Raw genomic sequence first — 12,757 nt, forward strand, 5'->3', positions numbered from 1 at the left:
ATGATTTTTCGCTACGACCAGACGAGTGACATGTTATACATCGAACTGGCGTCCGCAGTCAGTACCGAGTCGGAAGAAGTGACTCCCGGTATTGTCCTTGATTTCGATGAAAAGAATAAGGTTGTCGGGATTGAGATTGAAGACGCAGGGACATTCATTGATCTGTCGCGTCTGGAAGTGTCCGCCCTGCCGCTTGCCAATCTGATCTTGAACACAGACGTTTCTCTTCAACCGTGAATCAGCCAATGACAGTTTTCGGAGGGCATGACCTTACCCTCTATCTCCGAAAATCGCGCCGATACACCACATAGTTGGCGCACACCGAGGCGCCCAGTTTTTGTGCGGTGCGGCGCGACGGCCAGTTATCGTCCAAGACCAGGGTATAGCTCAGATACCGGGCCCCACGGCGAACGAGTTCCAGAAATCCGTAGCTGGCCATAGCCAGATTCACCCCGCATCCACGGGCGGCCTCGCACACCCCGATGGCCAAGACATTCAGCTTCTCCGACTCGTGAAGCGTTCGACCAGCCTTGAGCGTGACACCTGCGGTATGGGCGGGTGTCAGCGACAGCAGGCCGACCGGCTGCCCGTGTCGATAGGCCAGGACCGAGGTGTCCAGCCCGCCGACCCGGCCGATGCCGGCCAACAGCGCGGCCACTTCCGGTTCGGTGTACGGCGTCCAACCCCAATGGGCGTGAAACGTGTCATTGAAGGTGGCGGTAAACTCGGCCACCCGGCGCTCCGGCGGCACCTGATGCAGGGGCACAATCTCATAGCCCGCCCGACGCACGTCTTGCAGCGTTCCGGTCCAGCCCGAGACCAGGGTCGGATTCACCGCGATCTTGTAATCGACATAGCTCTGTTCCGAGACAAAGCCGGCGTCTTTCAGCACGGCGTGATAGTACGGCGGGTTATAGCGCAGAATACGTGGCGGGAGCGGTTCATAGGCATCGATCACAAACGGAAACTCCAACAGGCCCGATCCCGCCCGGGCAGCCTCCAACCCCTGCGCTTCGAGCCAGGCACATGCCGCGTCCATCAGCAGACGGACCGCCTCACGGGCGTCGGGCAGGGCTTCAAACAGACACAGATGGCCGAGCCGCTCCTGCCAGTGGGCGGTGTAGCGGGCGTCGGAGACCGCCAGCACCCGGGCCACGATGCGCGGCCCATCCCGGACCACAAACGGCCGCAGGCGGCGGTCGGCGGCAAACGGACTGTGACCGCTCAGAATCGACAGCTGGAAGCGCACCGGGGCCGGCCAGCGGGCCGTTCGGTAAGCGTAGACCTGATCGTAGAACTGGATGAACTCGGTCAGCGCCGGTCTGGAGTCCGGCACCTCGACCCGCAGGGGCGGCATACCACCCTCCTCCTGTGCTCTTCGTCGCTTGTCTCATTTATGCCCAAAACGTGGCGGTCGTAAACCAGACCGAGGATAAATAGCCCCGGCCGTGTTAGACCTGGTGTCCAAAGGTTCCAGGAGACAAGGGGAGCGGCATGAAACACAACATCGCCAGGTTCGTTGTTGTACAGCTCGGCGTTTTCGCCCTTGGTGTCTGCCAGGCGGTCTGGGCGGCACCCAGCGCGCAGGAAAAATCCGTCGGTCCGGCAACGGAACAGACCGTTCAGGCGAACAACGGCTTTGCCATGACGCTCTACCGGCGTCTGTCTCAAGAACACCACAAGGACAATCTGTTTTTTTCGCCCTACTCCCTGTTCAGTGCGCTGGGTATGACCCTGGAAGGGGCACGCGGAGAAACCGCTCGACAAATGGGTGAAGTCTTGCGCTTCCCCGCAGATCTCCGACACGCCGACAGCAACGAACAGCCCTGGGATACCGCCGTCATCCATACCGGCGTGGCGGACCTCAAACAACGTCTGAGCGGCGGCCCGACAGATCCGATCCAGGCCCGAGACATCAGGAGCAGAATCACCAGCCTGGAAGACGAACTCGACGCCCTCAACCGACAGCTGGAACAGCGCTCACGCCATGCACAGACGGAGACGGAGCGGCGCGCCATATCTGTTGCGGCTGAACTCAACACCCTGCGCCAACAGGTGAACCAGTATGAACTCCGCGTTGCGAACGCCCTGTGGGGCGAACAGACGTTTCCCTTTCGTCCGCAGTTCGCGCGGGCCCTCCAGCGGGCTTATGGAGCGAGCAGCTTTCCGGTTGATTTTCTCCAGGCTCCAGATATCGCCCGTCTCCACATCAATGCCTGGACAGCACAGCAGACGAAAAACCTGATTCGGAATATGCTCCCGCCGGGAAGTGTGGATCGGACAACCCGCCTGGTGCTGACAAACGCGATTTACTTCAAAGGCACGTGGGCGAAACCCTTTCAGAAACAGTCCACCGAGACGGCAGACTTCACGCTGTTTGACGGATGCCGGACACCGGTCCAGTTGATGAGCGCTCAGCAGAGGCGTTTTCGGTATGCCGAACTCATGCCTGACAGCACACCACGAGAGCCCATTCCTGGCGACGAAGCCCCGGGCTGGACCCTGCCCCCCAATCCCGACGGCTTTCAACTGTTGGAGCTGCCGTACCGTGGCAACACGCTGTCAATGCTCATCATCTTGCCTCGCCGGCACGACGCCATACACGAGCTCGAACACCGCCTCACAGCCGAAGCCTTAGCGACTTGGCTGGGACGGCTGTCTGTCCAGGACGTGCACGTCTCTCTGCCCAGGTTCAGGCTGGAAACCAGCTACAGTCTCACCAAGACACTGTCCGCCCTCGGCATGCCGGCCGCCTTTCAAGCGGGCGGATTCACCGGGATGAGTGACGCCCCGCAGGCGTCTCGGCTGGCCCTCTCGCAGGTCGCCCACAAGGCATTTGTGCGCGTCGATGAGGAAGGGACCGAAGCCGCGGCAGCGAGCGCAATCACAGTCAGGACAACCTCGATACGGCTCCCGCCACCAACCCCGGTCTTTCGGGCCGACCGCCCCTTTGTCTTTCTCATTCGTGACAATCAGACCGAAGCGGTGCTGTTCCTGGGGCGGGTCATGCGGCCACAGGACTCATGATGGGCTCGTCCGGTTGACCGGCGGGTCCGCAGCAGCGCCCGGAGAAGGGCGCTCCCGCTCAAGGTGCCTGACAATATCCTCGACCGCCCGCAGCACGCTCGGCCCGTCGCCCTCGGCCGTGCCTGGGGCAAAACGCACCTGCTCGCATACGCTCAGAACCTCGGCCACGCGCTCCACGCAGTCGGCCGACACCCCGCGCGCCGCCACCGTCCCGGGCTCGATCCGACCCGGCGGCAGGTCGAGCTTGGCCGCCAGGTAGTCTTGCAGGGTGTGCGACAGCAGCGCATACAACGCGGCCGAGTCGGACTCGGCGAGCGCCTGCTCAGCCGCCCGCAGCCCGTGGCGGGCCTGCTTACCGGCCCGAGCGAAACGCGCGTAGCGGGCATCGCCGCTCAAACGCCGGCGGCGGCGGTCGTAGCACACGGCCGCGCCCAACAGGCCCAACGGCACGACGTGCCACAGCCAGAAAACCGGGCTGCGATACCAGGCTCGGCCGGGACTGTGGAAACGACCCAACTCATCCTTGATGTACACGATATCCTGGCCCAGCTGTTCTGTCTGAGTCGGCAATCCGCCCACCAGCGTCCCGGCCGGCTCGTCGGGGGCGGGCCGCAGCAGGAGACGAATCGGCTGGCTGCTGAGCGTCCGGTATTGAGCTGTCTCAGGATCGAAATAGCTGAAGTGGACGGCGGGAATGGCGTCAAGCGTCTCGTCCTGGGGAATCAGCACCTGCTCAAAGACGGTGGTATCCGGGTCGGGCTGATCCATCTGGGGGGTATAGGTCCGGAAACCCTCGGTGTTGGCCAGACTCGGCAGCTGGGCGTCGGTCACCCGGCCGGTGCCGCTCAGCAACATGCGCAGAGTAAGCGGGTCACCGACCCGCAGCTGGGTTGGCTCGGCCGTCACGTCCAACTCGAACTGTCCAACCGCCCCGGAAAACGTGGCCGGGCGACCCGCTTGCGGCAGCGGTCGCACGCGCAGGCTGAGCAGCTCGGAGCGCAGCGTCCGGAGCCGGCGCTCCGTCCCAAACAGGGAATCGGAAAAAAACCGGTCAAACAGGTTGGGCGAGGCAGACGGAGTCCGGCGGATCACATTCAGCTGGAGCGAGGCCGGACCCAGCTCGATTGTGCCCGAGCGCAGCGGCACGAGCGTCGTCCGAAAGCGCAGCACGCGAAACACCCGGTCGCCCACAGTCCGCCGTTGCCTGACCGGTTCTTCAAACGGCTCGAGCGCCACCCCGTCTCCGGGCAGGAGCGGATACTGAGCATCGGCAACCCGCACGCCGCCGACGTACAGGCTCACCTCGAGCGGCACGCGCTGGTGCAGAAAGACCTCGTGCCGAGGGGTCGTGATCTCGAGCCACACGTCCTTCCCAGTCTGGCCGGGCCGAGCACGTGCCCCCCGGTCGGGCGAGGTCGGACGGCCGGCCCGAATCTCGACCTCGACCGTTTCCGTCTGATACTCCCGCCCCTGGTGTTCGACCCGAAATGGCCCGAGCGTGAAACGGCCCTCCTTGCGCGCCCGCAGCGTATAGCGATGCTGCACCGAGGCGCTGTAGCGATTGTTAACGATCGACATCCGGGTCGAGGGACCGACATAGCTGGCATCGAAGGCGTCCAGACCGCTCAGCGCGGGCGGCTCGACATCTTGCGCCCCCTGGACCTCAATCACCAGCGTCAGCGACTCTCCCTGCTCGGCCTGTTGGGGGCTGATATCCGCCCGGACCCGAATATCCGCCCAGGCTGGCGAGACCCCCAGGCCGAGCAGGAGGACGGCCAACCCCATCCTGAGCGCCCGGCCCCCCATTACCAGTCCTCCAGAGGCTCGGCCACAACGCCGCCCTGGGCCTGACGGATGAATTCCTCGGCACCCAGCTCTTCGCTCTTGGCGGTGTCAATCAGCGCCGAGGCTTCTTCTTCCGACAAGTCCGGCTTGTCCCGCTGCTGCTCGCCACCACGGTCCGGCTGCTGCTCAGGAGCCGATTCCTGAGGGCGTTCGGGGCGGGCTGTATGGCGGTCCTGACCCGCGTCCCGGTCGGGCTGTTGCTCGGGCTGATTGCGACCCTGCCGGTCGGGCGGCGGCTGGTTCTGCGGCTGATTCTGTTGCTGGTTCTGCATCCGCTCTTTGAGCTGTTCGATTTTTCTGGCCACCAGCTCGTAGTTGAACTTGGCGTCCTGATCGCTGGGATCGAGGCCGAGCGCACGACGATAGGCGGCTTGCGCTGCGGTGTAGGCCTCAAGTGCAGCCTGGGGCTGGGCGGCTTCTGCGGCGGCTCCGAGCTGATACTGGGTATTGCCCAGATTATAGGCCGTCCGGGCGGTGCGGGGCTGGGCGTCGTCCTCGCCCGGCACCCGGGCAAAGGAGGACAGGGCCGCGTCATAGTTGCCGGCTTTGTAATGCGCGGCTCCCATATTGAAGTTGAGCAGGGGAGAGTCCGGGTCGTCGACCAAGACCTGGCCGTAGCGCGTCAGCGCTTCCTCGAACTGCCCGGCGTCAAACAGGCGGTTGCCCTCTACGATCGCGTCGCGGACCGGGTCGAGCCAAGCGAGATTACTGATCGCCAGACCCACATACACCACCAAGCGTATCGTGGTCCTCAGATTTGTGGCGTGTCTCTTCCTATGCGGCTGCACCTCATCCTCCTGTGGCGAACCGGCCGCGCCGGGTCGTCTTCGGTCTGAGCACGGGCAGTACGGCTTCGAGTCCCAGCAGCAGCAGGGCGCCAAGCAGCGGCCACTGAAAGCGCTGGTGGAAACGCCGCTCCACGCTGCTGGTCAGGGTCCGGCCTTCGAGACGAGCGATATAGCGGCGGTACACCTCGTCCAGACCCAGACTGTGGCCGGCGGCGTAAATATAGGCCCCGCCGGTCGTAATGGCGATGTCCTGCAGGCCGCGGGCCTCGAGGCGTGACTTCACAATCCGGCCCTGACGATCCTTCACAAACGTGGACTGCCCATCCTCGCTGACCACGATCAGCTCGCCCTCCGGGGTGCCGATCCCGACCGGATAAATCCGAATCCCCCTGTCGCGCGCCTGCTGGGCGGCGGCCTCGACCTGGCCCTCGTGGTCTTCACCGTCTGTTATGATCACCAGTATCGCGTCCTCGCCGGAGCGACCCTCAAATGCCTCAATCCCAGTCCGAATCGCGGCCGCCAGCGAGGTCCCACCCTTGGGAATGATACCGACCTCGACGGCGCGTAGATTTTCGGCGAACGCCCCGTAGTCCAGGGTCAGGGGGCACTGGACAAAGGCCGAACCGGCAAATGGCACCAGACCCAGCCGGTCGCCGCGCAGCTGCCCGATCAGATCCTCAATCGCCAGCTTGGCGCGTTCCAGCCGGTTAGGCTTGATATCCTGGGCCAGCATGCTGCGCGAGGTGTCGAGCGCAATGACGATATCCACCCCGCGCCGCTCAATCGTCTCCCAGCTCAAGCCCCACTGCGGGCCGGCCAGGGCGATCAACAACAGGCTCACGACCCCCAGCATCAGACCGGCCCGCCATAGCTGACGACGATCATCCAGGCGGGGCGACAGCGCCGGTACCAGGCTGGCCAGCAGGTGCGCCTGGGCGAAACGCAGCAGCGCGCGGCGGCGCCGGATGACAGCCCACCACAGGCCCGCGCCGAGCAGCGGCACGAGCGTCAGCAACCACAGGAGATGTGGGGCACGCCAGCTCATCAGGGCAGTTCTCGCAACAGGCTATGCCGCAGGCCGATTTCAAGACCAAGCAGGACCAGGGCCGGGACCAGCAGCCAGGGGTAGAGTTCGTCATAGTCGAGGTAGCGGGGCGCCTCAAACGTGGTGCGTTCGAGCTGATCGATCGTCTGGTAGATGTCTCTGAGGCTCTGGGTGTCAGTTGCGCGGAAATACCGGCCGCCGGTCGTAGCGGCGATCTGGCTCAGGGTCTGCTCGTCAATATCCACCTGGACCGGGCGGTAGACCAGGTTCCCAAAGGCGTCGCGGGCCGGATATGGCGCCATGCCCTTTGTCCCGGCCCCGATGGTATAGACCTTGATACCGAGCGCCCGGGCAGCCTCGGCCGCAGTCAGGGGAGAAATTTTTCCGGCGTTGTTCTGGCCGTCGGTCAACAGGATCACCACCGCGCTCTTGGCCGCTGTCTGTTCGAGGCGACCAACCGCAGTGGTCAGGGCCGAGCCGATCGCCGTTCCGTCTTCGATCATACCGATCCTGGCTCGCTCAAGGTTGCGCAACAGCCAGCCGTGATCCAGGGTCAGCGGACACTGGGTATACGGCCGGGCGCTGAACAAGACCAGTCCGATCCGGTCGCCCGGCCGCTCGGTCACAAAGTCTCTGACCACCGACTTGACCACATCGAGACGGCTGACGCGACGCCCGTCCAGGCGAAAATCCTCAGACCGCATGCTGCCCGAGATATCGACGCTCAGCACAATATCGATCCCAGCCCCGACATACCGGCTCTCGGCCTTGCCGAGCTGGGGCCGGGCCAGGGCCAGACTGAGCAGAACGAGGACCAGGCCGCGTACGACCGGCACGACCCAACGCCAGCGCTGGCGGCCACCCGTCGGCAGGCCGCGCAGCAGGCTGAGGCTGGGGTAGCGCACGGCCGCTCCATAGCCCGCCCGCCAGCGCCAGACGAAGAGGAGGGGAATGAGGATCAACAGGACCAGGGCCCACGGATCATGAAGGCGCATCCGACACCTCGGTCGCGGCCGCCCCAGGGCTATTGTGGGGGTGTTGATCCTGGGGCGGCTGGGTTTCTTCGACAAAACGCCGGGCGGCCTGGTAGGCGGCTTCGCTCTCCTCCAGCCCCGGCCGGTGACGGGCAAATTTCACCAGATCGGCCTGGGACAGAAACTCGGCCAGCCGCTCTTGCTGTATGGGGCTGAGTTGGTGGTCGCGGGCGGCGGCGGACAAGAATTCTTCAGTCGTCATCTCGGGCGCTCGGAGATTGAGGCCGTCTTCCAGATACTCCCGCACGATGGCGGACAGACTCACGTAATACGTCTCAAACTGTTGCTTTTCAATCAGTCCCCGGGCGTGCAGTCGGCGTAGGGCTTCCAGCGCCAGCTGAGAGGCGGGCGGGACGGGTGGGGCCACGGCTGGAGCGGGACGCCTGAGGTAGAAAAACAGTCCACCGCCGAGCCCGGCCAGTATCAGCCCGGCGACCGCCACCAGCCCGTACGGCCGCCAATCAAAGGGCAGAGCTTCCGGAGGCTTGATATCCTGCAGGGTCGGGTTCTGGCCGGCCTCGGCCAGCAGACTGAGGACCGCGATCGAGACATCCTCGCCATCGATCCGCTTCCGCTCACCGCCCGGCTGTCGATAGCGGATCGTCGGACCGGGCAGCAGGTGCTGGCCAGTCTCGAACGTCGTCAGCCGAAACCAGCGGCCCGTCACCACCCGGCCGTTTTCGGTCCGGGGCGGCAGCTCGCCAAAATCGAGGACCGTGAAATCGCCTACCTGCTCGCCCAGCAGCGGGATCTCGACCTCGACACCGGCCGCCGCGGTCACGCTGATGGTGTAGCGGATGGGATCACCGATCGTCACCTCGGTCCGGTCAACGCTGACGCTGACGGACGGCGCCTCGGTCTGATCGGCCGCAGCTGGGTCGAACGCGGCTCCGCCCCACACGACGAGCAGGCCGAACACGACAAAGAGGAAACGTGTCAACAGTCCAGGCAGGGAAGGACGACACGTTTCCTCTTTCCAGCCGGGCCACAGACCCCGACCTGTCCGGGTGCTCGGCTTCACCGGCTGCCCCTCTCCTGGCGTCGCTCGCGCAGGCGAAAGAAGCGCAGCAGCGCCTCAACGTAGGGCCGGTCGGTGCGGACGGCAATCGTATCCATGTCCACCCCGTGCAACAAACGGGCGCGCTGGCGGCGAGCTTCCTCAGCCTGGCGTGCAAACGCCTGCCGGACGCGCCGACTGCCCGTATCAACCAGCAGCCGCTCGCCGGTCTCGGCATCCTCGAAGACCATCAGCCCGACATCGGGCAGCGTCCGCTCGCGCGGGTCGTCCAGCACCACCCCGATCACGTCGTGGCGCCGATTGGCGATCTTGAGTGCCGGGCCGGCCCCGGCGTCCAGAAAATCGGAAATCACGAACACTACCCCACGGCGCTTGCTGACCCGGTTGAGGTGTTCGAGCGCGGCGGCGATATGCGTCCCCGTGTGCTGGGCCTGAAAAGACAAGACCTCACGGATGACCCGCAGCACATGGCGGGTGCCCTTCTTGGGCGCCAGGCTCAGTTCGACCCGATCACTGAAAATCACCAGACCAACCTTGTCGTTATTGCTGATCGCCGAAAAGGCGAACAGGGCGGCCATCTCGGCCGCCATTTCGCTCTTGAGCTGAGAGACCGTGCCAAAACGGGTCGAGGCGCTGGCATCGACCAGAACCATCACCGTCAGCTCGCGCTCTTCGACAAAGCGTTTGACGTGCGGGATTCCGGTCCGGGCGGTGACGTTCCAGTCGATCGCCCGAATATCGTCGCCCGGCAGATAGTGGCGGACCTCGGAGAACTCCATGCCCTGGCCCTTGAACGCGCTCTGGTACTGGCCGGCAAACAGATCGCTGACCAGATGGCTCGTCCGCACGTGGATCTTGCGCACGGTTGTGAGTTGTTCGGTACGAAGAGGAAACGGGTCCTCCTCTCCTGGATATAAGGGTGACACGTTTCCTCGTCTCAGCATGACGGCCCTCGTCGGTCCCGGCTCGCGTGCCCACCCGGCCTAGGGCACCGGCACGCCATCCAGAATCCGCTCCACGATGCGGTCCGAGCTGATGTCTTCGGCCTCGGCCTCGTAGGTCACGATCACCCGGTGGCGCAACACGTCCGGGGCGAGCGATTTCACGTCTTGGGGGGTCACATAGCCGCGCCCGTCGAGCAGGGCGTGGGCCTTGGCGGCGAGCGTCAGATACAGGGTCGCCCGCGGCGAGGCGCCGTACTGAATGAACCGTTGCAGGTCGAGCTGGTAGGCTGCGGGTTCGCGGGTGGCAAAGATCAGGTCGAGAATATAGTCCTTGATTTTGTCATCGAGGTAGATGTGATCGACCAGGCGCCGCAGCCGGACGATGTCGTCCGTGGTCAGCACGGTCCGGACGCCTGGATGCTCGGCAGTCGAGGCCATCAGCTCCAGAATGCGGCGCTCTTCCTCTTTTGACGGATAGCTGACCCACACCTTGAGCATGAAGCGATCCACCTGAGCCTCGGGCAACGGGTAGGTGCCTTCCTGTTCAATCGGGTTCTGGGTCGCCAGGACCAGGAACGGCGCGGGCAGCGGGTAGGTTTCTTCGCCGATGGTCACCTGACGCTCCTGCATGGCTTCGAGCAGGGCGCTCTGCACCTTTGCCGGCGCGCGGTTGATTTCGTCGGCCAGCACGATGTTGGCAAAAATCGGCCCTTTCTTGGTGGTAAAGCTGCCGTCGCGCGGACTGTACACCAGGGTGCCGATCAAATCGGCCGGCAACAGATCGGGGGTGAATTGCAGGCGCTGGAAGCTGGCGCTCAGGGTCTGGGCCAGGGTCTTGACCGACAGGGTCTTGGCCAAACCCGGTACGCCTTCGAGCAGGACGTGGCCGTTGGCCAGCAGGCCGACCAGCAGACGCTCGATCAGCGCCTGCTGGCCAACAATCACCCGACCGATTTCTTCCCGCAGCCGGGTGAGCGCGGGCGCCTGGGCCTGCACCTGCTCGTTGAGCGCGGTGATGCCAACGGCCGCCTGCTCATGCTCGACAACACGATCCTCATCCATAGTGTGTAACGCTCCTCCGCTCGCCGACCGGCCTGCGCGGACGGGGCGGTGTGACATTTGCCTCTGCCGCCGTCCTCATCCCGGTCTGTTCCAGCCTCGCCCGTCTTATGCTTGACAATGCCCAGGGGGGTGTATACGAACAGGGCACGCTCAGGCTCTCCATCATGACCAGACAACCATATCTCAGCCAAATGTAGGGGATGTATGCACATTCTTCAATCTCCTCGGTCACCAAAGGGCAGCGTTTTGTCCGACGAGAATCTTTTGTTCACACGATCTCCTTTGCCTGGGGCCGGTCTCCCAGATGTGGCCCGTCAACGTGGCTCATCCGGTGTGTTCCGTCCACGGCTCAGGCTGTACCCCTGGGTCGTGCTGGTCGCGCTGTGTGTGGCCGGAGTCCTGCCGGGCATCGTCCCGCAGGCGCGGGCTGCGGCAAAGTCGGTCGTTGAGATTGCCCAAAATACGATGCCCGCGGTCGTCAATATTTCGACCACCCAAAAACCCGGGTCGCGCTCTCAGGGGCGCCGTCAGTTTCCCCCGACGCCCGGTCCGTTTGGCCCGGGCGACCCGTTTGGCGAATTCTTTCGGCGGTTTGGTCCGGAGCGTCCGCCTTCGGGCAGGCAACGCGGCGTGGGGTCTGGTTTTATCATCAGCCAGGACGGCTATATCGTCACCAACAATCACGTCATCGACGGGGCAGACACGATCACCGTCCGCATGTCTGACGAGGAAGAGTACCAGGCCACAAAAATCGGCTCAGACGAAAAGACGGATCTGGCGCTGATCAAGATCGAACCCGACCAGCCCCTGCCGAGCGTTCCCTTTGGACAGTCGGCCGGTCTTGAAGTCGGCAACTGGGTGATCGCCATCGGCAATCCGTTCGGGCTGAGCCAGACCGTCACACTCGGGATTGTGAGCGCCAAGGGACGGGTCATCGGCGCCGGCCCATACGACGATTTCATTCAAACCGACGCGTCCATCAATCCCGGCAATTCCGGGGGTCCGCTGCTCAACCTGCAAGGCGAGGTCGTCGGGGTCAACACGGCCATCTACAGCCGCATCGGCGGCAACATCGGCATTGGCTTCGCCATCCCGATTGATCTGGCCAAGTCGATTGTCCAGCAGCTGCAAGAAAAAGGCGCGGTCACCCGTGGCTGGCTGGGAGTGATGATTCAGGCCGTCACCCCGGAGTTGGCGCAGTCGTTTGACCTGGCCGAACCCAAAGGCGCCCTGGTGGCCGAGGTGACGCCCGACAGCCCGGCCCACAAAGCGGGTCTGGAGCGGGGGGACATCATCGTCGACTTTAACCAAACGGAGATCGGCGATTCGCGTGAACTGCCCGCTCTCGTTGCCCAGACCCCGGTCGGGACACAGGCAAAAGTCGGCGTCCTGCGCGGCGGCAAAAGCCAAACCCTGACGGTCACCCTGGGCGAACTCCAGGATGAGCAGGTCCAGCTCGCCGGCGGTGAAGCCGGCACCCGCAACTGGGGCATGACTGTTGCCGACATCACGCCCGAGATCCGCCGGCAGCTCCAGCTCGACGCCGCTCAGACAGGTATCGTCGTATCCGAGGTCGAGCCGGGCAGCGCGGCCCAGCGAGCTGGGATTCAGCGCGGGGATGTCATCGAGGAGGTCAACCGCCAGGCCGTGACATCGGTCGGCGAGTTCACGACCATCCTGTCTGAGATGGACGAGAAGGGCAGTCTGCTGCTCCTGGTGCGCCGCAACGACTTCACCTCCTTCTTTGCCCTGCGCCAGGAAGACTGAGGTACGGCTGTCGAATTGGCGCGGCAGCGTCAGCTCTCGAAGCTGGAAGCGCAGGGATTGAGACAGGGCTTCGAATATACGCACGAATCGGCCTGGAATACGCTGAAGGACTTTCTTGAGGAGCGCGGCGTCCAGAACCTCTATGGCTCAAGGGACACAACACGCGCCGCTTTCAGAACAGGCTTGATCGAAAACGGCGAAACATGGATGGCCATGATCCAAAGCCG

Annotated in this window: 12 protein-coding genes; 4 read left to right on the top strand and 8 right to left on the bottom strand. The window is 64.1% G+C overall.

Annotation, left to right across the window (positions count from 1 at the left end; translation table 11 throughout):
* Positions 1 to 237 carry a DUF2283 domain-containing protein gene (locus J4F42_16420; protein MCE2487101.1) on the top strand — a complete coding sequence of 79 codons (237 nt, stop codon included), beginning with the start codon at positions 1 to 3 and terminating at the stop codon, positions 235 to 237.
* Positions 238 to 277: 40 nt separating this feature from the next.
* Here the strand turns inward: J4F42_16420 and J4F42_16425 are convergent, their stop codons facing one another.
* The gene (locus J4F42_16425) at positions 278 to 1,357 is read right to left on the bottom strand and encodes a hypothetical protein (GenBank protein ID MCE2487102.1); all 1,080 of its coding nucleotides are present in this window, start codon (positions 1,355 to 1,357) and stop codon (positions 278 to 280) included.
* A gap of 137 nt (positions 1,358 to 1,494) precedes the next feature.
* Here J4F42_16425 and J4F42_16430 point away from each other — a divergent pair, with 137 nt between their 5' ends.
* Positions 1,495 to 3,027 carry a serpin family protein gene (locus J4F42_16430; protein MCE2487103.1) on the top strand — a complete coding sequence of 511 codons (1,533 nt, stop codon included), beginning with the start codon at positions 1,495 to 1,497 and terminating at the stop codon, positions 3,025 to 3,027.
* Here J4F42_16430 and J4F42_16435 read toward each other — a convergent pair.
* Genes J4F42_16435 through J4F42_16465 form a run of 7 tightly spaced genes read right to left on the bottom strand, consistent with a single transcriptional unit; the run spans position 3,022 to position 10,763 of the window.
* Entirely contained in the window at positions 3,022 to 4,833 is a 1,812-nt protein-coding gene (locus J4F42_16435) for a protein BatD (protein ID MCE2487104.1), read from the bottom strand. The genes J4F42_16430 and J4F42_16435 overlap by 6 nt on opposite strands.
* A complete protein-coding gene (locus J4F42_16440) occupies positions 4,833 to 5,660 on the bottom strand; it encodes a tetratricopeptide repeat protein (protein MCE2487105.1) in 828 nt (275 codons plus the stop codon). The genes J4F42_16435 and J4F42_16440 overlap by 1 nt, the downstream gene beginning before the upstream one ends.
* A gap of 1 nt (position 5,661) precedes the next feature.
* The gene (locus tag J4F42_16445; protein MCE2487106.1) at positions 5,662 to 6,705 is read right to left on the bottom strand and encodes a VWA domain-containing protein; all 1,044 of its coding nucleotides are present in this window, start codon (positions 6,703 to 6,705) and stop codon (positions 5,662 to 5,664) included.
* Positions 6,705 to 7,700 carry a VWA domain-containing protein gene (locus tag J4F42_16450; GenBank protein MCE2487107.1) on the bottom strand — a complete coding sequence of 332 codons (996 nt, stop codon included), beginning with the start codon at positions 7,698 to 7,700 and terminating at the stop codon, positions 6,705 to 6,707. Before J4F42_16450 ends, J4F42_16445 begins: the two co-directional genes overlap by 1 nt.
* Positions 7,687 to 8,760, bottom strand: a complete 1,074-nt coding sequence (locus J4F42_16455; GenBank protein MCE2487108.1) for a hypothetical protein — start codon at positions 8,758 to 8,760, stop codon at positions 7,687 to 7,689. Before J4F42_16455 ends, J4F42_16450 begins: the two co-directional genes overlap by 14 nt.
* Positions 8,757 to 9,701 (bottom strand): DUF58 domain-containing protein, encoded by a 945-nt coding sequence (locus J4F42_16460; protein MCE2487109.1) that lies wholly within the window; start codon positions 9,699 to 9,701, stop codon positions 8,757 to 8,759. The genes J4F42_16455 and J4F42_16460 overlap by 4 nt, the downstream gene beginning before the upstream one ends.
* 39 nt (positions 9,702 to 9,740) lie before the next feature.
* Positions 9,741 to 10,763, bottom strand: coding sequence for a MoxR family ATPase (locus tag J4F42_16465; protein ID MCE2487110.1), 1,023 nt, complete (start codon positions 10,761 to 10,763; stop codon positions 9,741 to 9,743).
* Positions 10,764 to 11,096: 333 nt separating this feature from the next.
* Between J4F42_16465 and J4F42_16470 the strand changes: the two genes are divergently transcribed.
* Positions 11,097 to 12,530, top strand: a complete 1,434-nt coding sequence (locus J4F42_16470) for a DegQ family serine endoprotease (protein ID MCE2487111.1) — start codon at positions 11,097 to 11,099, stop codon at positions 12,528 to 12,530.
* Between the two features lie 15 nt (positions 12,531 to 12,545).
* Positions 12,546 to 12,757, top strand: a 212-nt coding sequence (locus J4F42_16475; protein MCE2487112.1) for a nucleotidyltransferase substrate binding protein, incomplete at its 3' end; no start/stop codon positions are given.

The sequence above is a fragment of the Desulfurellaceae bacterium genome (assembly GCA_021296095.1).
Lineage (GTDB): Bacteria > Desulfobacterota > Binatia > Bin18 > Bin18 > JAAXHF01.